This is a genomic window from Neisseria sp. P0021.S006, assembly GCF_051956895.1.
This window is the reverse complement of the sequence record NZ_JBQCWZ010000539.1, coordinates 1-897: the sequence shown is the minus strand read 5'-3', so window position 1 is coordinate 897 and position 897 is coordinate 1. Positions and strand designations below refer to the sequence as shown.

Here is an 897-nt window from a genome sequence, read left to right as displayed (position 1 = left end):
ATCACGGCGTAGTAGATACAGATGATGACGTTGGTCAGGAAGTTCCACCAACCCATCGGCTCAAACAAACGGCCGAGGCGGCGGAAAGCCAAAGGTGGCGAGCCGCGGTAACGGTGGCCGATGGCGTAGTCGAGCAGCAACAGCGGAATACCTGCCGTCAACAGCGCAACCAAGTAAGGGAGGACGAAAGCACCGCCGCCGTTGTCGAAAGCGATGTAAGGGAATCGCCAAATGTTGCCTAAGCCCACGGCCGAGCCGATGGCAGCAAACATAAAGGCGCGGCGACTGCTAAACGTCGCGCGTTCGCTGGATTGAGAATTTGACACGATGAACCTCTTAAAAGTCGAGTGCCGCCAAGGCCGTTCAGCCTTGCGCGTATATATTTAGGAATCAGGCCGGGCAAGCCGGTCGGTTAAAGTAGATATTCGGACAAGGATAATATCCGGTATAGAGGATGCACCGCTTATGGCCATGCAAACATAATCTGACCTTATCGTAAAAAAATTTAACAGTGTTGACAAGTCATAATTAAATTAAAATCACAAGCAAAATCTTCATACACTACGACTAAAACCTTCATACACTTATTTATATAACCCCCAAACACAGCTCAATCCACCGTTTTTCCCTCCCTTGTTCCGACAATTTTCCCCTTTGCTAAAAACCGCCCTCCCCTTATCCGGCAAGGAAAACCGGGAATCCAAGGCGTTTAAATTCCATGTCATCAAAAATGTTCAGACGGTCTTTTCCTTTTGCTCGATTAAACCCGGGCCGTCTGAAAATTACACTGTTGTATGTTGTAATCAAAAGCCACACTCAAATTCTGTTTAATATAAACAAAAACAATCCGCCTTTTCCCGTTTCATTCATTACCATGATTTAAAACGAGCATAAAAC

Annotated in this window: 1 pseudogene; it reads right to left on the bottom strand. The window is 46.6% G+C overall.

Annotated features, from left to right (window positions below):
* Window positions 1-272 (bottom strand): annotated as a pseudogene (locus ACTHUM_RS15540) (sodium-dependent transporter); the annotation flags it as partial.
* Window positions 273-897 lie beyond the last annotated feature (625 nt).